This is a genomic window from Halorhodospira halochloris (genome assembly GCF_002356555.2).
GTDB classification, from domain to species: domain Bacteria; phylum Pseudomonadota; class Gammaproteobacteria; order Nitrococcales; family Halorhodospiraceae; genus Halorhodospira; species Halorhodospira halochloris.
In genome coordinates, this window is sequence record NZ_AP017372.2 from 955,932 (window position 1) to 973,350 (window position 17,419).

Genomic DNA, 17,419 nt, shown 5'->3' on the forward strand with positions numbered 1-17,419 from the left:
CAGTCACAGTTCATGGGTTGTGGATTCCATGTCCTAAACATGTCCCTAAACAGTTACTTTGAGATGAGGGCTGGTTCCTCAGCCAGTTGCCAGAGCGCATTGAGATCCAGATCCTCTTCTAGTTGTGCGGCTAGCGCATCCAAGGTGCTCTCAATCCTTGCGGTGTAGTTGATTGAGGATGGCTGACCAGCGACTTTGGTCAGCCAGTGGCTGCGAAAATCGTCGCTGTTAAAGATGCCGTGGAGATAGCCCCCCATGACCCGGCCACTCGGCGATTGGGCGCCTTCCGGCCGAGGTGATTCCCCTTGCTCCGGGGTGAACTCCGCAGCCAGGCCGTCAGCATCCTTGAGCAATAACCAGGGATTCTCGAGGCCGGGGCCAAAGCTTCTGCCCATGTGCATTTCGTAGCCGCTGATGCGGCAGTCGGATAGCAGATCTGTGGAGTCGAGCTCGATCAGTTTCTTGTCACCGCCGATTTCGGTAGCCATATCTATGTAGCCCAAACCTGCGATTTCGCCGGGTGAGCCCTCTATGCCATGGGGATCGCGAATGGTCTGCCCGAGCATCTGAAAGCCGCCACACAGACCAACTAGGTAACCGCCGTGGCGCACATGGGCGTGAATGTCGTGGTGCCAGCCCTGCTGGTAGAGGAACTCTAGGTCGCTGCGGGTGGCCTTGGAGCCGGGGAGCATGACTATATCTGCATCCCGGGGCAGGGGAGTTCCAGGTGGTATCCAGCTGATTGCGACACCGGGCTCAGCCGCGAGTGGCTCGAGGTCGTCAAAATTAGCGACCCGGGGTAGCCGGGGGACGACGATGTGCAACTGATCTGTCTTGCGAGTAGCGTTGCCTTGGCCTTGGCCCTGGTCCAGGGCTAGCGAGTCCTCCGGCGCGAGTGAGCAGGCCTTATTGAACCAGCGAATCAGGCCGAGGTTAGGCCAACCGGTGCAGCGGGTAATCTGCTCGGCGGCAGGGGCAAAGATGGCTGGATCGCCACGGAAGCGATTGACCAGAAAGCCTTTAATACGGGATCTTTCGCTGTCGCTGAAAAGCTGATAGGCACCCAGCGCTGCGGCAGTCATGCCGCCGCGGGAATCCTCCCCGCGGTGGCTGCTCGACAATTTTTCTGTCACCTGATCTCGCGTCTCTTTTACGAGTACAGGCGACTGACTGGGGGAAGGCTGGATGGCGAGCTGCTCAGAGCCGCCACCTACCGGAGGTGCTTGCTAATGGAGCAAGACCGGCTAGGCAAGCCCCCAAGCGCGCCGCCCGCACGCCGTTAATGGGTTTCTTATGTGGGCCGGTCTCCGGGCTTGTGGGGTGGCGCCGAAGAGACGCCGAGTGGATTGCCTTCCCGCAGAGTCCGCCGGACGACGGTTGCTCTGCAGTGGCTCTATAATCCACTTAACCCACCTACCGTTGCGGGGGCAGCGCCGGACTCACCACGCCGTGGCGGCTGTACCGGTCTTCCCGTTTAACCCGCGTGGCTAAGCACGCGAGCACCCACATTCGCTAAGTGGCGTGATTATATGCAGAAGATAACTTGGTATCAATGTCCAATTATATTTTTATCAACGCCAAACTAGCCGCTGAGTCGCTGTGAGGCAAAGAACCGATGAGCTGCCGTTTGACATTGACATCCCATATATTCAATATACATATATTATTACATCATTATGCAAAGGAGAATATATGGGATATAGGCTACCAACTAACATGGGCTCGCAATACTCACCTCTTTACTTTCTCGCCGCTCTAGGAGCTGGAGGGCTAACCGTGTCCTTCTTTATGTGGCTGATGTTTTGGGTGCCGAGCTCTCAAGCGCCAGTGCCACTGTTCGACGATATAGTAACAACCTTCCTAGAGGGCGGAGCCGGTTTTAAGTTCGCTATAGGGCTAGCATGGCTGGGGATAATCTATTTTGCCTATCTGCATATACGCCTGCTTGTCTGGAACCTGCGCGAGTATAGCGGCTTTAAGGCGAGTGAGGGCTACCGCCAAATGCGCGGCACCAGGACTGAGATACAGCTTCTTGCCGGGCCCTTAACGCTTGCCATGACAATAAATGTGGGCTTTATCCTCGGTATGGTCTTTATGCCGGGGCTTTGGGAGGTCGTTGAGTGGCTCTTCCCGCTGGCAATGCTCGCCTTCCTGGCTGTCGGTGCCTGGGCTTTGCGCCTGCTTGGCGACTTCTGGGGGCGTGTCCTCACCGAGAGTGACTGCGACTGCGCAGCCGATAATAGCCTGGCACAAATGCTGCCGGCATTCGCTCTTGCCATGATAGGGGTCGGTTTAGCTGCACCGGCGGCAATGAGCGACACAACAGGTACCGTAGTGGTTAGCCTGTTTTTGTCGAGCTTCTTTATGGTCACTGCCATCATTAGCGGCGCTATCATGTTGGTTCTCGGGGTGCGCTCAATGCTTGAGCAGACAGCCAACCCCATTAGTGCGCCAAGTTTGTGGATCGTCATCCCTATCTTAACGATTATTGGGATTACTCTAGTGCGGCAAACCCATGGGGTGGAGTTTCACCTCGGCGGCGAAGGTGCCGGTGTTGAGACATTGGGCATGTTGATGTACTTTCTGGTCATCCAAATCGCCTTTTTGCTGATCGGCTGGGTGGTGCTAAGACGTTACGGCTACTTCGGTCGGTTTGTCTTGGGGAAGGAGCGTTCAGCTGGCTCTTATACTCTGGTATGCCCGGGTGTTGCGCTGTCAGTAATGCTCCACTTTTTCACTAATGAGGGGCTGGTTCTGCACGGGGTAATCGATAAGTTCGGCCCTGTTTATTGGTCTTTGACAGGTTTAGCTATACTGGTGCAGTTCGCCACCATAGCGCTGGTGTTTAGGCTGAATAAGCTTCATTTTAAATAGACGCCGAATTGGTGACGGCTCAAGGGGTCCATCCATAAGCTCCCCTTGAGCCATATTAGCTGTCCTAGTGTGGGAACATCCGTGAATCCATCTATGGGGGTTCATGGGTGCCTCTAAAACCTTCCCCGGAGCCATTTCTGTCCCGGTGTGGAGGACGCCGTGAATCCATACCTGGAGGCTTCATGGCGCCATCCCTGGCGCCAAGACCTCCACACCGGGACAGAAATGGCTCCGGGGAAGGTTTTAGCGGAGCCCTCATGGTGCCAACCCTGGCTTCAAGACTTCCACATAAGTTTTGCTAGTTGGCTCAGGGGGGAGTTTCAGAGGTTCCTGAGAATGTGTAAATTACTAATCCTAACCTGCTGGTGTTACCCTGCAGGCACCTGAAGAGTCCATAATCCAGAAAAGCGGCAAAGTCTTGCAAAACAGCGCCATGAACTCAGCACAGCGTTTGGGCAGCCTCGATCTACTCCGCGGTGTAGCTGTTCTGGGCATTCTGGTGGTCAATATCCAGCTGTTTGCAATGCCGGTTGCCGGGGTCCTCAGCCCCAAACTGGTAAGTGAACTCCAAGGTGGTGACTTCATTGTTTGGTTTGTAAGTCACGTACTCTTTGAGGGTAAGTTCATAGCGCTATTCTCTGCGCTGTTTGGCGCCAGCATAGTGATGCTAACCCAAATCCACCGCTCCAAGGGGTTGGATCACTGGGCTTGTCATTGGCGCCGGATGGCGGCCCTGGGATTAATAGGCATAGCCCACGGGGTGTTGCTGTGGATGGGAGATATTCTATTTCTCTACGCCCTTATCGGGATGCTGGCATTCTTTTTCGTGGATAGAGATGTACGTTATCTATTAACGTGGGGAATAATTATATTCGCTGTTCCTATTGTGGCCTATGTCGTGGCTGGCTGGGGGATTAGCGAGCTGCCTGTATCCGGCTTTGTCGCACTTGCCTCGTCCGCTCCATCTGTCCATGAGCAAGTTGTAACGGCCGTAAACGCTTATCAGGGCAGCTGGATGGAGCAGCTGCAGCAGCGTCTTACCGAGGTGGCAACGCGGTATTTTGTCGGGATCCCAACCAGTCTTGGGTGGCTCGTATTGGGGTGCATGCTGGTAGGTATGGCGGGTTATAAATCGGGCTTTTTAACCGCTTCCTGGTCAGCGCGCAGCTATATAAAGACTTCGCTCTGGGGTTTTGTGGTGGGGATTACCTTGAGTATTGCTGGGGTTATGCACCGCGAAGCCTACGACTGGGAGATACTATCCGGTTTTTTGATTGCCGATCAACTCAACCAAATAGCTATACCGTTTACCGCCATTGGTTGGGCTGCTTTGGTGATGCTGATCTATAAACAGGGCTGGTTGCAGAAGGCGCTCTGGCCGCTTGTCGCCGTAGGGCGTACGGCGCTGAGTTGCTATCTGTTGCAGACACTGCTCTGCACCGCGATTTTCTATGGCTTCGGTCTAGGGCTGTATGGAGAGTTGACGCGGGTGGAACAACTCGTTGTGGTTATTGGTGTATGGCTGGCCTTATTACTAGCCGCTCCATTGTGGTTGTATCGGTTTCGGATGGGGCCTGCCGAATGGTTACTCAGGCGAGCGTCGAGCTGAGACTGTGCAGCCATGGCCAGAACGGTGGCCATTAGCGCTCGTCGAGCAGCGGCTCTAACTCCTCCAATGCCTGCATCCAGTACTCCACGTCGGCGCGGTACCAATCCCCCTCTGGTGTCCGGCAACTGGCATACTGGAACGGAGGTGGCACCTCGGCGATGCGAAAGCGCATATCGGCGTAGATAGCGCAGGTATCGCCTTGATAGTCGACCAATTTGCGCAGATAGGGCAGCTCGGCGAAGCGTCGAAACTCGGCAAACTCAGGCCGCCACCAAGCCGTCTCGGCAAATTCGCGCACTGCGCCGTCGCCAAAGCGGGGGTGGCGGACCCACTCGAGTGCTTCAGGGGGGCGGAACGACTGCCGGTGCCGGGTCAGAAGGCCGGCCTTTTCATCCACGGGCTGCTCCTGAGACCAGAAGCCTAAGTGGGCGGTCAAGTAGGCGTCGTCGCCTTCGATGAATAACCGCCAATTCAGCGGCCATAACGGCTGCGCCATAGCGTGGACCTGAGCGCCATGCATGCCTCTGTCACGCGCCTCGTCTCGGGCGTGCTCCAGCGCGTGCACCTTGGCCACTGCTTGGATCGCAATCACACTCCCGGCCGCGGCTAGGCCCAAGCCTGCCCAGAGGCGTCCACCGTAGAGCCAAGTCAGTAATACTCCGAGCAGGAGCGAGGCGGTGATCCAGGGATCAAGGATGAAGGTCACCGGGAAGGCGAAGGTCTCGCGAGAGAACGGGGCAAGTAGCTGTGTTCCGTAGTTGGTGATCCAGTCCCCGAAGATGTGGATGCCAATGCCAAGGGCGAATATGAGGGCGCCATCTCGCCAGTCGCGTTGACCGGGCCACAACCGCGCGACGACCCAGCCGAGCAGCACTGCCCATAGCGGTAACATCAGCAGTGAGTGGGTCTCGCCGCGGTGCAGGTTGTAGTAGACCAGCGAGTCGGCGATTACCAGTCCGAGGAACCAGTCGATATCGGGGAAGAGGCCTGCAAGGGCGCCGAGCCAGGTGCGCTCGCGCATCGTGAAGCGCGGAGCGCTGCAGGATCGTGGTGCTACTACTCGGTTGATCAGGGCGCCGCTGGCCGCATGGGTAACGGGATCCATTCCAATAATATGCCAGTGCGGCGGTTTTTTAGGCAAATTGGTGGTTAAGGGGGAGTCTTCTAAAGGTCCGTACTGAGCCAGGCTCAGCGATTGCCAAGTTGAATGTCTACGCAACTTTCGTTAAAGTCTCGATCGACCTACAGGTGCCCAATGGCTCATCCGAGCCGAGGGTGAAACGGGAAGCCGGTGCAGCCGCGTCTTGCGGCGATTCCGGCGCTGCCCCCGCAACGGTAGGTGGGAAAAGGTGGACAGCCCGCGCCACTGTGAGTTTTCCGTCGCTTGGCGGTGCTCATGGGAAGGCCTTCCATCTGGGGTTTGTTAACTAGCCCCGCCCACGAGCCCGGAGACCGGCCTGTAGGAACCCAGGAGCCGCGGGGTGCGGCGGTCCGGGTGGGAGTACGTGTTTAGAGAAAAACTCAGACCCCGCCTTATGGATCCCTCTCACTAACCCCGCGGCATTGTTCCGTTAACAGTGTCCGGCGCGCGCGGGTGGCGCGCCTAAGGGGTATGTACAATGCATAAGAAGAGAGTCTTATTAGCTGGCGTTGCCGCTGGATTGGGTGCAACTTCAGCTTCTGCTGAGATGCGTTTGGCTGTGACTGACCTAGAGACCGTGGTAGTGACGCCGACTAGAACGGCCCAGACCGTCGACCAATCCCTTTCCTCAGTCTCCGTAATCGACCGCGACGAGATCGACCGCCAGCAGCCGCGACAGGTCTCGGACCTGCTGCAGGGGCGGGCGGGGACGAGCCTGACGACGTCTGGTTCGTTTGGGAAAGACACCAGTCTTTTTATGCGCGGCACCAACTCCGATCATTCGTTGCTGCTGGTGGATGGTGTGCCGATGAATTCCGCGACCCAAGGAGGGGCTGCCTGGGAATATCTGCCCCCGGCCGAGATCGACCGCATCGAGGTGGTGCGCGGGCCGCGAACCAGCCTTTACGGCGCCGATGCCATCGGCGGCGTGGTGCAGGTCTTTACCCGCGAGGGTGAGGAGGGGCCGCCCCGGGTCAATGCCTTCGCTGGCGGCGGCAGCTTCAACACCTATGAATATGGTGTGGGGGTAGCTGGCGGGACCGAGGATACCCGCTACAGCCTTTCAGCTGGTCATTTTCACACCGACGGTATCAATGTCAGCGAAGAGTACGGCGATGACCAACGAAATGGGTTTGACAACACCAGCGTTAGCGGCCGTTTGAGTCAACGGCTGCCGGGTGGGAGCGAGCTATTCACTACCGTTATGCGCTCGGAAGGAACGACTGAGTATGACGACCAGGCAGATGAGGATGACTTCACCGATTATCTGTTTCAAGCGCTTCGCGGCGGGGTTCGCGGGGACATCACCGAGCGCTGGTTCAGCGAGTTAGCCGTCTCTCAGGCGAAGGATGAGCAGGATAACGTCGACAGCCGGGGAGAGACTTGGCATTACACTGAACGCCATGAGGTGAGTTGGCGAAATGAATTGTATTGGGGCACCGATAATATCTGGTCCTTTGGTGGTGACTGGCGAGATGAAAATGTAGACACCTATGATAATTACGATGAAACTAGCCGTTATAACGTCGGTGCCTATACGCAGCTTGAGCTGGATCTGGGCCGCCACGATCTCGGCGGCAGTCTGCGCTACGACGACAACGAGGCCTACGGCGACAACGTGACCGGTCAGGTCGCCTGGGGTTTCGACGCGGCGGATCGTCTTCGGCTGCGTTCGAGCTATGGTACTGCATTCAAGGCTCCGACATTTAACGATTTGTATGCACCTGAAAATCAAGCTTGGGGGCTTGCCGGAGGAAACCCGGATCTTGAGGCCGAGGAGTCCGCCTCCGCGGAGGTAGGTGCTCGCTGGCAGGTACGAGATGGTTACGTGGATGCAGCGATTTTCCAGACGGATATCGACAATCTTATTTCCAGCAGACCGGCAAATGGCCTAGAGAAACCCTTTAACATTGGCGAAGCACGAATCCGCGGCGCCGAGCTGGAGGCGGGTGCCCAATGGCAGGAATGGCAGATCTCCGGCGCCTTTACTTACCTCGATCACGAGAATAGAGATACCGGGAACGAGCTGCAGCGTCGGCCCAATGAATCGGCGCGTGTAGATATCGACCGGCAGCTTGGCGACTTCTCGGTGGGTGCCACTGCTCTTGCGCGGGGGCGCAGCTACGACGATCCGGCCAATGATACGCGCCTCTCTGGCTACGGCCTGCTGAACCTTCGCACCAGCTATGCCTTTACCCCGGAGTGGAGCCTGCGCGGTACGCTGGAGAACGCCCTGGACAAGGACTATGAGACGGTGAGTGGCTACAACCAGCCTGGCCGGGCGGTCTACGTCTCGATCCACTTCGAGCAGGAGTAATGATGGCTTATCGCCTTTACTGCGCAGGCGCTGCTTATAGATCAAGGTTAAATATATGCCGATTTACACCAAAAAAGTAATCGCGGCGCTTTCCCTCGCTCTGCTCATGCCGCTGACTGCAGCCACAGGCGAGGAGATCTGCGCCACCGACGACACCGGGCAAGAAGTCTGTCTCGACGAACCGGCGCAGCGCATTGTGGCGCTCTCGCCGGGAGTCACCGAGCTGCTTTATGCCGCCGGTGCCGGTGCAAATGTAGTAGCAGCGGTGAGCCACGCTGACTACCCGGAGCAGGCTCAGGACCTGCCCCGGGTGGGCAGCTATAACCGGCTTGATGTCGAATCCATACTCGCCAAGCAGCCTGATTTGGCTATCGGCTGGCACAGCGGTAACTCCCCCGGGCAGCTCGATCGGTTGGAAGAGCTTGGTGTGAAGGTTTATCGCAGCGAACAGCGTGATCTGGAAGATATTCCCAGCACCTTGGAGCGCTTCGGTAAACTGGCGGGCAGTAGCGATGAGGCGCAAGCCGAGGCGGATGAGTTCCGAGTTCGTCGCGACGAACTCGAGCAGCGCTATGCCGAGGGTGAGAACGTCGAAGTCTTCTATCAGGTTTGGGACGATCCGATTACCACCATCAATGATGAGCAGATCATCAGCGAAGTTATCCGCCTGTGCGGCGGCAGCAACGTCTTTGGCCATCTAGAGCGGTTAACGCCGCGTCTGGATACCGAATCGGTGCTCGCCGCTGATCCTCAGGCGATAGTGGTAGGTGGCATGGGCGAGGCAAATCAGGCCTGGCTCGATAAGTGGCGCGAGTATGAGCGGATGACCGCAGTACAGCAGCAGAATCTCTTCTTTGTCCCGCCATCGAAGATTCAAAGGCCGACCCCGCGTCTGTTAGAGGGAGCCGCTAAACTATGCGAGCAACTCGAGAAAGCCCGCTAGGGATTCATGGTAGCCCTTTAAGCCACGGTACCTTAAGCAACGCGCTCGCCTACTTGCTACAAGCGGCGCTGCTTCGGCAAGGGGGTTGTGGTACCGAGGGTGGCGCTAAGATTGCTCCCAAGCAGAGTTTAAGGGTCGCTCAGTGCTCCGCCTAGCACCGCCACTCATTGCCCTGAGCCTCTTGGCCGTCCTGGCCATAATTGTGGCAGTCGCCATCGGCAGTGTGCCCATTAACCCCGCGCAGTTATGGGCGGTTATTACTGGAGAGGGCGAGCCACTACACCGGACCCTGATATTCGAATTGCGCGCTCCGCGGGTATTGGCGGCCTTTGCCGTAGGCGGGTTACTGGCAGTGGCCGGTGCCCTGATGCAGGTCCTATTGCGCAATCCGCTTGCCGACCCCTACGTTTTGGGTCTATCCGGTGGAGCGGCTGTAGGCGCTCTGACCGCGATGCTGGCCGGATTAGGTATGGCCATGGTTTCCGGTGGGGCGTTTATCGGCGCGCTCTTCTCCACCTTGCTAGTCTTTGGCTTGGCCCATGGGACCGGCAGTTGGACGCCGACGCGGTTGCTGCTCACCGGTGTGGTTGTGGCCTCAGGTTGGGGGGCGCTGGTTACCTTCATGTTGGCGGTTGGCCCTACCGAACAGCTGCCCGGCATGCTCTACTGGCTGATGGGGGATATGGCCTATGCCCGCAGCCCCTGGTTGGCCCTCAGTGTGCTGGGCGTGGCGGTGCTCGCCGCGGCTCCGTTGGGGCGGAGTTTGAATGTGCTGGCCCGCGGCCACATGCAGGCCCAGGCCTTGGGAGTGGCGGTACGCCCCCTGGAGTGGGGAGTCTACGTGGCGGCTAGTTTGCTTACCGCCGTTGCCGTTACCACCGCCGGTAGCATCGGTTTTATCGGTCTAGTGGTGCCGCATATGCTGCGCTTGGTGTTGGGTAACGATCAGCGCTTGATCCTGCCCGCAGCAGCACTCGCCGGCGGGGCGCTGCTAGCCTTGGCAGATGTTCTGGCGCGCACGCTGATCGCCCCGGAGCAGCTGCCGGTAGGGGTTATTACCGCCATGCTGGGGGTGCCGTTATTCCTGTATCTGCTGCATCGGAGCAAATAGATGAGTATCTGGCAGCAACCCAGTGAAGCGCATACGCCGTGGGGGGGAGCGCCGCACTGCCCGGCCGGGTCGGGTGCTGATCCGACCGTGCGGCTAAGCTGCAAGGAGCTTATCACCGACATCCCGGAGCGTCCCGACGGTAATCCGCTTAACTTCAGCATCGAGCCTGGCCAAATATGGGGCGTGCTAGGCCCTAACGGGGCGGGCAAAAGTACCTTGCTGCATACTCTAGCCGGGTTGCGCAAGGCGCGTCACGGCAGTGTCAAGATAGCCGAGGTGGATATTCAGCGCTGGCGGCGTAAGCGCTTGGCACAGCGCCTCGGGGTGGTGTTTCAGGAGCGTCAGGACGACTTCCCGGCGACTGTGCTTGAGACCGCTTTGATTGGCCGTCATCCCTTTCTGCCGCCATTGAGCATGGAGCGCGGCGATGATGTCAGCGTCGCCCGGCAAGCGCTGGAGCGCCTGGAGCTTGACGGACTTGAGCAGCGCTTGGTCAGCACGCTCTCCGGCGGTGAGCGGCAGCGCCTGACTATCGCTACGGTGTTGACGCAAAACCCGCGCCTCTGGCTGGCTGACGAGCCAACCAATCACCTGGATCTGCGCCATCAGGTTGCGGTGATGGCCTTGCTCGCCGAACAGGCTGCCAGTGGATGTGGCGTTTTCCTCTGCCTTCATGACATTAACCTCGCCGCGCGCTGGTGCTCGCATATCCTGCTGCTCTATCCGGACGGTCGCGCATGTTGGGGAGAGACCCAGAGCATGCTGGAGAAGAGTGCCCTTGAGCAGCTATATACTCAGCCGCTGGATTCGGCCTGGGTGAATGGCACTAGGGTCTTTGCTCCGGTCGCATAACAATGCATTCACCTCGATTGCCGGCAAAGCCGGTGCCGGCTAATGCAAACGTCGGTGGAGGAGTGCGATAATCAGCGGGGAGCCATTTAGCAGGTTTTGAGCAGGACAGATATATGGACGAGGCCGAAGCAGCGCAACAGTCGGTGACCGGCGTCGATATCGCAGTGCTCCGCGCTGCTATCGAGCCTCTGGCGCGCACCTATGAGTGGCGCCTGGTGTTACTCTTCGGCTCGGTAGCCCGCTCGGGCACGGGGCGGGACCTCGATCTGGCGGTGCTGCCGGCGGCAGTTCCTGATCTCATGACACAGGGGCGGTGGTGCCGCCGCCTTGAGGAGGTTGTCGGCTACCCGGTGGATTTGCTTGTCATCCACGCCGGAACTTTGCCTTTGGTCCGCTTCCAAGCGCTTCGCGACGGCGTCTGCTTGTGTGCGACACCATAGACTTGGATCGGGTAGCGGCGGCAGTCGGGCCAGCGCTGGAGGTTTATGGCGATTACATAGAGTGGGTCGAGGCCCTGGTGGTGGAGTGGGCTAGTGACCAAGGCGGAGGGCGATTTGACGGGTGCTGCTAAGAAAAAGCTGCCGATAGGTATTCAAACCTTCGCCGACATGGCTAGCGGTGAATACTACTATGTTGATAAGACGGCGCATATTCATCAGCTAGTCGAGGAGGGGCGTTACTTTTTTCTCTCTCGGCCAAGGCGCTTTGGTAAGAGCCTGCTGATCGACACCATCAAGTCTCTATTCGAAGGGCGCGAGGAGCTCTTTCGCGGCCTGTATGTTCACGATAGGTGGGACTGGGAGCAAACACACCCGGTGATTCGGCTGAGCTTTGCCGATGGGGTAGTTACTTGCCGCGAGGAACTCGATGCGCGCATTCGTTACCAACTGCGCCGCAGCCGAGATAATTTACGTTTGCCTGGCAGCGATGCCGAGGATATACCCGGTGAGTTCGCCGATCTTATAGCCGCTGCCCATGAGCATCACGGCGCCAGGGCGGTGGTGCTAATTGATGAGTACGACAAACCCATCCTCGATAACATCACTGCACCGGATCGGGCGCGCGAGTTGCGCGAGGGTTTAAAGAATCTCTACTCGGTATTAAAAGACGCCGACCCTCATTTGCGTTTTTGCCTGCTCACCGGGGTCTCTAAGTTCAGTAAGGTGAGCCTCTTTTCGGGGTTGAATAACCTTAACGATATTACTCTGGATGCCCCTTACGCCACCATCTGCGGCTATACTGATAGAGATATCGATACCGTCTTCGCCCCTGAATTACCGGGGCTAGATCGCGAGCAGGTCCGTTACTGGTATAACGGCTATCGCTGGGGTGATGAGTGCTGCGATTCTATCTACAATCCTTTCGATATATTGCTCTTGCTACAAAAGCGCCGCTTTGCCCCTTACTGGTTCGAGTCGGCAACGCCGACCTTTCTCGTTGATCTGCTCGCCGAGCGCGGTATCTTTACTCCGCGTTTGGAGCAGATGCAGACCGAAGCCGAGCTGCTCAGCCGTTTTGATGTCGAGCAAATCGCTACCGAGGCCTTGCTGTTCCAGACCGGCTACCTGACAGTCCACCATGTTGAGGAGCCGATGACCGGTTACTGGCTCTACACCCTTGGTTACCCCAATGTTGAAGTCGAATCCAGTCTCAACCAAGCTTTACTGCCGGCGCTTGGTGTTGACGAGGCGCCGCGACAGCGCCTTGCCCTGTTCAGAATCCTGCAGGCGGCGGATCTTGAGGCCTTGGCAGATCACCTGAAAGGACTCTACGCCTCACTGCCCCATGATTGGTACCGCAACAACCCCATTGCCCGCTATGAGGGTCACTACGCCAGCGTATTTTACAGCCACTTTGCCGCCCTGGGGCTGGATATAACCGTCGAAGACTCAAGCAATACTGGCAAGGTCGACATGAGCGTCGATTTCAACGGCACTATCTATCTGTTCGAGTTCAAGGTCGTCGAACAGATCCCTACAGGCAAGGCTCTGCAGCAGCTCAAGGACAAGGGCTACGCCGCTAAATACCAAGGCGAGGGCAAACCGATCTACCTTATCGGCGTAGAATTCTCCCGCGAAGAGCGCCAGATTGTTGGCTTTGAGGTGGAAGAAATAGCAAAACCGGCTTAGGTTGATCGCCCACCCGGAAACAATGGCCCTTGCTCTCAGGAGGGATCGGTCTCATAATCGTTTTTCATGGAGAGAGCTTTAAATAAGCGTTTTTCGGAGGCCGTAACCTTTTTTCGTGGGCTCTGGCTGCCCGAGCGCGCTACACCGGTGGGCTACGCAGCCCTGATCGACGCATACGATCTGCAGGTCCCTTGGCCGCGCAAGCTACGGGCAGTGAGTGAGCGTCACAGGGTCTATTCAGAGCATGGTTGGGAGATTCTAACGCCGCGCCACCGCCCTCCTGCGACCTTTGAGGGCCACCTCGCCTTCGCGCTCAAGCACGAGGGGCTCGATCTCGCTGTGCTGAAGCGGCTCTTTCAGGCGGTCGGACCGCAGCCAATCGCAGAATGGATCCGTGCCAAGCCAACTGGGTCTTATACGCGGCGTGCCTGGTTTCTGTACGAGTGGTTGCTAGGCGAGCGGTTGCCGCTAAACGACGCTAAGCGCGGGAACTACGTCCTAGTGGTAAATCCTGCCATCCAGTGGGCAGGCGAAGGGGTGGCCTCGAAGCGCCATCGAGTTCGCAATAATCTGCCTGGAACTCCGTCGTTTTGCCCTCTGGTATTCCGCACCGAGGCACTAAAAGCGATGGTAGATCTCGATCTGTCCGCTCGCGCCCGGGAGGTACTAGGTGAAGTGCCCAAGGATATTCTTTCGCGTACGGCTTCCTTCCTGCTCTTGAAGGACTCGCGGTCGAGCTATGCTATTGAGGGCGAGCGTCCGCCGCAAGACCGTATCCAGCGCTGGGCGCGGGTGATAGGTGAAGCAGGCCGTCACCCGGTGGATGCAGAGGAGCTTCTTCGCCTGCAAGCCATAGTTATAGGCGATGCTCGGTTTGTGACGCTTGGTCTGCGCAAAGAGGATGGTTTTGTGGGGGGGCGAGAGCATTCTAGTTTGCGCCCGCTGCCCGAGCACATTAGTGCGCGGCCTGAGGACCTGCCCGATCTGGTCTCCGGTATGACCGCTTTTGACCAAGAGGCTGCTGGCCAGCTTGACCCGGTGATAGCTGCGGCTGTGCTCGCGTTCGACTTTGTCTATGCGCATCCTTTCGAAGATGGCAACGGGCGGATCCATCGCTATCTGATCCACCATGTGCTCGCCGAGCGCGGCTTTAATCCGCCGGGGCTTGTGTTTCCGGTGTCCGCGGTGATGCTTGAGGAGATCGACCGTTACCGGCAAGTTCTTGAAGATTACTCGCGGCGTCTGCTCCCTGTCATTGAGTGGCGACCGACTGCAGGTGGCAACGTTGAGGTGCTCAGCGCTAGCGCTGACTTTTACCGTTTTTTCGATGCGACGCCACATGCAGAGTTTCTCTATCACTGTGTCTATCGCACCATCGAGCGCGACCTGCCGGAGGAAGCGCAGTTCTTGCGCCGTTATGATGCCTTTTGCCAGCGTATCGAGCAGATTGTTGATATGCCTGATGCGACGCTCGATCTGCTCTTCCGCTTTCTTCAGCAAAACGCTGGGCAACTATCCAAGAGGGCCCGCACCAAAGAGTTCGCGCAGTTGACCGATCCTGAGGTTGCTGCTGTGGAGAAGATATATCTTGATCTGTTTGAGGCGTAAGACTCTCTTAGCTGATCCGTTGCTGGTAATGGTATGGGCGCGCTAGGGATGTGTGGGCAAGGATGCTGCCACCCCTGGTTCAGTGTGATATTGTCATACCTCTACCATGTTAGGAGGAGCAGCCATGAGCATGCACCGGAAAACCATCACGCTGACCGAACAGCAAGACGGCTGGGTGAAAGCCCAGATTGAAAGCGGCCAGTTTAGCAACGATAGTGAGTACATCCGCGATCTCATCCGAAGGGATCAGCAGGCCAAGGAAAGTCTTGCCATACTCAGGCAAGCCCTCGCTGAGGGTGAATCAAGCGGGGCACCGAAACCTTTGGATATATCGGCTATTAAGGCGGCTGGCCGTAAGCGGATAAAGGCGCATGGTTAGTGCTTAAGTTGAACATCACTCCGCAAGCGGAATCAGATCTCATCGGCATTTGGGTGTATACCTGTGAGGAATGGGGAGTTGATCAGGCGGATAATTACCTGGATCGGCTTGAGGCTGGTATGAAAGGGCTGACTTATCATCCATCACTTGGTGCAAACTACGGCCATGTTCTTTCTGGGTATCGCAGATTGCAGGTCGAGCATCACGCTTTATTTTATCAATTGCTTGAATCGGAAGTGCTTGTTGTTCGTGTGCTGCACGAGGACATGGATGCACCGAAAAGGCTGCTGGAATAATGGGTGCTAGCATCGATCTTAGTGGCTTTGCCCTCCCATTAAGCACTGAGAAAGCGGTAATCTCTGCTGCATAACAACTAGTTGGGATAATCGAAATCGAAATCGGGATCGCTATCGGGATCGAAGAGATATGGGGCTTGGACACGAGAAACTGGATGCCGCATGGCAGCAATGCTCAGCCGTCTCGGCGGAAGAGGATACCAAGTTCGAGAGGAACAAGCGGTCTACAGTGTCGATTTCGATCCCGAAGAAAGGAAATCCCAACAAGCGGATCCACTGGACGCTCGTGCCTCGCGCCAGTGATCCTTGTCGCTCCACCTCTTTATTGTTGGCTTCGAGACAGACCAGATGAACTGATGGCAGACTGTGATTTGACTGCCGCCGGGCTGCAGAGGCGGCGATAGAGGGCGAGCCCCTGGGCTTTATATACAAGTGGGCTGACATCAGGGCGGAGCGCGGCCTGACCTTTAAATTTGTGCGGGGAGGGCGCTTTAGAGGTTCCTGCTTGTATAATGCAAAATCCATTTTGCGTCCTAGGCGGAGGGTGATTTGCCGGAGACTGCTAAGAAAAAGCTGCCGATAGGTATTCAAACCTTCGCCGATATGGCTAGCGGTGAATACTACTATGTTGATAAGACGGCGCATATTCATCAGCTAGTCGAGCAGGGGCGTTACTTTTTCCTCTCTCGGCCAAGGCGCTTTGGTAAGAGCCTGCTGATCGACACCATCAAGTCTCTATTCGAAGGGCGCGAGGAGCTTTTTAGTGGTCTGCATATTCACGATAAGTGGGATTGGCAGCAAACACACCCGGTGATTCGGCTGAGCTTTGCCGATGGGGTGATGCAGAATCGCTCGCAGCTCGATACCCATATCCTGGAGCTACTTGAGGAGTCCGCCGAGCGGTTGGGTATCTCTTGCGACAACTCCTCCATCCACGGCCGGTTTCGTGAGCTGATCCACAAGGCCCACGAGCATCACAGCGCCAGGGCGGTGGTGCTAATTGATGAGTACGACAAACCCATCCTCGATAACATCACTGCACCGGATCGGGCCCGCGAGCTGCGCGAGGGTTTAAAGAATCTCTACTCAGTATTAAAAGATGCCGACCCCCATTTGCGTTTTTGCCTACTTATCGGGGTCTCTAAGTTCAGTAAGGTGAGCCTCTTTTCGGGGTTGAATAACCTTAACGATATTACTCTGGATGCCCCTTACGCCACCATCTGCGGCTATACCGATAGAGATATCGATACCGTATTTGCCCCTGAGTTATCAGGGCTAGATCGCGAGCAGATTCGTTACTGGTATAACGGCTATCGTTGGGGGGATGAGTGCTGCGATTCTATCTACAATCCTTTCGATATATTGCTCTTGCTACAAAAGCGCCGCTTTGCCCCTTACTGGTTCGAGTCGGCAACGCCCACATTCCTTGTCGAGCTGCTCGTCGAGCGCGGTATCTTTACTCCGCGTTTGGAGCAGATGCAGACCGAAGCCGAGCTGCTCAGCCGTTTTGATGTCGAGCAAATCGCTACTGAGGCCTTGCTGTTCCAGACCGGCTACCTGACAGTCCACCATGTCGAGGAGCCGATGACCGGTTACTGGCTCTACACCCTTGGTTACCCCAATGTTGAAGTCGAATCCAGTCTCAACCAAGCTTTACTGCCGGCGCTTGGTGTTGACGAGGCGCCGCGACAGCGCCTTGCCCTGTTCAGAATCCTGCAGGCGGCGGATCTTGAGGCCTTGGCAGATCACCTGAAAGGACTCTACGCCTCATTGCCCCATGATTGGTACCGCAACAACCCCATTGCCCGTTATGAGGGCCACTACGCCAGCGTTTTTTACAGCCACTTTGCCGCCCTGGGGCTGGATGTAACCGTCGAAGACTCGAGCAATACTGGCAAGGTCGACATGAGCGTCGATTTCAACGGCACTATCTATCTGTTCGAGTTCAAGGTCGTCGAGCAGGTACCTACAGGCAAGGCTCTGCAGCAGCTCAAGGACAAGGGCTACGCCGCAAAATACCGAGGAGAGGGCAAGCCGATTTACCTTATCGGCGTAGAATTCTCCCGCGAAGAGCGCCAGATTGTTGGCTTTGAGGTAGAGCGGATGAGCTGATGGCAGGCTGGGGGTTGGCTGCCGCCGGAACGCGCGGCTCTTCGGTGG

The 17,419-nt window shown here is 57.2% G+C and carries 13 protein-coding genes, 1 pseudogene and 2 riboswitches; of the genes and pseudogenes, 12 read left to right on the forward strand and 2 right to left on the reverse strand.

The window, feature by feature from the left end; genetic code table 11:
* Window positions 1-53: 53 nt before the first annotated feature.
* Window positions 54-1,133, reverse strand: a complete 1,080-nt coding sequence (locus HH1059_RS04475; protein ID WP_231902021.1) for a cobyric acid synthase — start codon at window positions 1,131-1,133, stop codon at window positions 54-56.
* Between the two features lie 148 nt (window positions 1,134-1,281).
* Window positions 1,282-1,522, reverse strand: a riboswitch (cobalamin riboswitch).
* Window positions 1,523-1,716: 194 nt separating this feature from the next.
* On the opposite strand from HH1059_RS04475, the gene HH1059_RS04480 reads away from it, so the two are divergent.
* Together HH1059_RS04480 and HH1059_RS04485 are read left to right on the forward strand one after the other, a co-directional pair.
* Complete coding sequence (locus tag HH1059_RS04480) at window positions 1,717-2,874, forward strand: TsoY family (seleno)protein (protein ID WP_420809698.1); 1,158 nt, start codon at window positions 1,717-1,719, stop codon at window positions 2,872-2,874.
* 433 nt (window positions 2,875-3,307) lie between these two features.
* On the forward strand, window positions 3,308-4,483 hold the full coding sequence (locus HH1059_RS04485) for a DUF418 domain-containing protein (RefSeq protein ID WP_096408772.1): 1,176 nt from the start codon (window positions 3,308-3,310) through the stop codon (window positions 4,481-4,483).
* Window positions 4,484-4,514: 31 nt separating this feature from the next.
* Here HH1059_RS04485 and HH1059_RS04490 read toward each other — a convergent pair whose 3' ends face one another.
* Complete coding sequence (locus HH1059_RS04490) at window positions 4,515-5,588, reverse strand: metal-dependent hydrolase (RefSeq protein WP_096408774.1); 1,074 nt, start codon at window positions 5,586-5,588, stop codon at window positions 4,515-4,517.
* 124 nt (window positions 5,589-5,712) lie between these two features.
* A riboswitch (cobalamin riboswitch) is annotated at window positions 5,713-5,958 on the forward strand.
* A 144-nt stretch (window positions 5,959-6,102) separates the two neighbouring features.
* On the opposite strand from HH1059_RS04490, the gene HH1059_RS04495 reads away from it, so the two are divergent.
* From HH1059_RS04495 to HH1059_RS04540, 10 genes and pseudogenes are all read left to right on the forward strand, one after another.
* A complete protein-coding gene (locus HH1059_RS04495) occupies window positions 6,103-7,941 on the forward strand; it encodes a TonB-dependent receptor domain-containing protein (RefSeq protein ID WP_096408777.1) in 1,839 nt (612 codons plus the stop codon).
* Window positions 7,942-7,996: 55 nt separating this feature from the next.
* Window positions 7,997-8,884 (forward strand): cobalamin-binding protein, encoded by an 888-nt coding sequence (locus HH1059_RS04500; protein ID WP_170112998.1) that lies wholly within the window; start codon window positions 7,997-7,999, stop codon window positions 8,882-8,884.
* 142 nt (window positions 8,885-9,026) lie between these two features.
* Window positions 9,027-9,995, forward strand: coding sequence for a FecCD family ABC transporter permease (locus HH1059_RS04505; RefSeq protein WP_096408780.1), 969 nt, complete (start codon window positions 9,027-9,029; stop codon window positions 9,993-9,995).
* Window positions 9,996-10,847 (forward strand): ABC transporter ATP-binding protein, encoded by an 852-nt coding sequence (locus tag HH1059_RS04510; RefSeq protein ID WP_096408782.1) that lies wholly within the window; start codon window positions 9,996-9,998, stop codon window positions 10,845-10,847.
* 158 nt (window positions 10,848-11,005) lie between these two features.
* Window positions 11,006-11,272, forward strand: a pseudogene (locus tag HH1059_RS04515) (nucleotidyltransferase family protein); the annotation flags it as partial.
* A gap of 129 nt (window positions 11,273-11,401) precedes the next feature.
* Window positions 11,402-12,976, forward strand: a complete 1,575-nt coding sequence (locus tag HH1059_RS04520) for an ATP-binding protein (protein ID WP_096410335.1) — start codon at window positions 11,402-11,404, stop codon at window positions 12,974-12,976.
* A gap of 66 nt (window positions 12,977-13,042) precedes the next feature.
* Window positions 13,043-14,584 carry a Fic family protein gene (locus HH1059_RS04525; protein ID WP_096408787.1) on the forward strand — a complete coding sequence of 514 codons (1,542 nt, stop codon included), beginning with the start codon at window positions 13,043-13,045 and terminating at the stop codon, window positions 14,582-14,584.
* A 124-nt stretch (window positions 14,585-14,708) separates the two neighbouring features.
* Window positions 14,709-14,963, forward strand: a complete 255-nt coding sequence (locus HH1059_RS04530; RefSeq protein ID WP_096408790.1) for a type II toxin-antitoxin system ParD family antitoxin — start codon at window positions 14,709-14,711, stop codon at window positions 14,961-14,963.
* Window positions 14,963-15,259 carry a type II toxin-antitoxin system RelE/ParE family toxin gene (locus HH1059_RS04535; RefSeq protein ID WP_096408793.1) on the forward strand — a complete coding sequence of 99 codons (297 nt, stop codon included), beginning with the start codon at window positions 14,963-14,965 and terminating at the stop codon, window positions 15,257-15,259. The genes HH1059_RS04530 and HH1059_RS04535 overlap by 1 nt, the downstream gene beginning before the upstream one ends.
* 549 nt (window positions 15,260-15,808) lie before the next feature.
* The gene (locus tag HH1059_RS04540) at window positions 15,809-17,371 is read left to right on the forward strand and encodes an ATP-binding protein (protein ID WP_096408795.1); all 1,563 of its coding nucleotides are present in this window, start codon (window positions 15,809-15,811) and stop codon (window positions 17,369-17,371) included.
* Window positions 17,372-17,419 lie beyond the last annotated feature (48 nt).

Bases quoted from the DNA above. Each gene is read 5' to 3' on its own strand.
- HH1059_RS04530 (WP_096408790.1), top strand. From the start codon at position 14,709: ATGAGCATGCACCGGAAAACCATCACGCTGACCGAACAGCAAGACGGC.
- HH1059_RS04510 (WP_096408782.1), top strand. From the start codon at position 9,996: ATGAGTATCTGGCAGCAACCCAGTGAAGCGCATACGCCGTGGGGGGGA.
- HH1059_RS04480 (WP_420809698.1), top strand. From the start codon at position 1,717: ATGGGCTCGCAATACTCACCTCTTTACTTTCTCGCCGCTCTAGGAGCT.
- HH1059_RS04490 (WP_096408774.1), bottom strand. From the start codon at position 5,588: ATGGATCCCGTTACCCATGCGGCCAGCGGCGCCCTGATCAACCGAGTA.
- HH1059_RS04495 (WP_096408777.1), top strand. From the start codon at position 6,103: ATGCATAAGAAGAGAGTCTTATTAGCTGGCGTTGCCGCTGGATTGGGT.
- HH1059_RS04485 (WP_096408772.1), top strand. From the start codon at position 3,308: ATGAACTCAGCACAGCGTTTGGGCAGCCTCGATCTACTCCGCGGTGTA.
- HH1059_RS04500 (WP_170112998.1), top strand. From the start codon at position 7,997: ATGCCGATTTACACCAAAAAAGTAATCGCGGCGCTTTCCCTCGCTCTG.
- HH1059_RS04525 (WP_096408787.1), top strand. From the start codon at position 13,043: ATGGAGAGAGCTTTAAATAAGCGTTTTTCGGAGGCCGTAACCTTTTTT.